The organism is Shimia sediminis (genome assembly GCF_003990645.1).
In the GTDB taxonomy this organism is placed as follows: domain Bacteria; phylum Pseudomonadota; class Alphaproteobacteria; order Rhodobacterales; family Rhodobacteraceae; genus Shimia; species Shimia sediminis.
This window is the reverse complement of sequence record NZ_RYZK01000084.1, coordinates 1-673: the sequence shown is the minus strand read 5'-3', so window position 1 is coordinate 673 and position 673 is coordinate 1. Positions and strand designations below refer to the sequence as shown.

2 pseudogenes are annotated in these 673 nt (G+C 29.0%); both read left to right on the top strand.

From position 1 onward, the window contains the following. Nucleotides 1-33: 33 nt before the first annotated feature. Nucleotides 34-186: pseudogene (locus EK369_RS22970) on the top strand (cytochrome c oxidase subunit II transmembrane domain-containing protein); the annotation flags it as partial. Nucleotides 187-321: 135 nt separating this feature from the next. After that, nucleotides 322-657 (top strand): annotated as a pseudogene (locus EK369_RS22965) (cytochrome c oxidase subunit II); the annotation flags it as partial. Nucleotides 658-673: the final 16 nt, after the last annotated feature.

The following is a 673-nucleotide window of genomic DNA, read 5'->3' as shown; positions in this document are numbered from 1 at the left end:
TGAGCCTCTACTTTAACCTTAGATAGATCTTCACCTTTAATAGAGCAATTAATTTTCTTTCATGATCATACTTTATCAATTCTTCTTATTATTACTACTTTAGTTGGATATTTATTGCTTGAATTACTTTTTAATAAACAAATTAATCGTTTTTTACTAGAAGGCCAAACAATTGAAGTAATTTGAACAATCCTCCCCGCTTTAACTCTAATTTTTATTGCATTGCCCTCACTCCAATTACTTTATTTAATTGATGAAATTAAAAATCCTTTAATTTCTATTAAATCTATTGGACATCAGTGGTACTGATCTTATGAGTATTCTGATTTTAAAAATTTAGAATTTGATTCTTATATAATTCCGACACAAGAATCTACTCCTTATAGCTTTCGTTTACTTGACGTAGATAATCGAACTGTAGTACCTTTTAATTCCCAGATCCGATTGTTAGTGACTGCCGCTGATGTTATTCATTCTTGAACTGTACCTTCATTAGGAGTGAAAATTGATGCTACACCAGGACGATTAAATCAAATTAGTTTTTTAATTAATCGTTCAGGTTTATTTTTTGGACAATGCTCAGAAATCTGCGGAGCAAACCACAGATTTATACCTATTGTTCTAGAGAGAATTTCTCCTAAATTATTTATTAAATGAATTAAAAATCAAATTT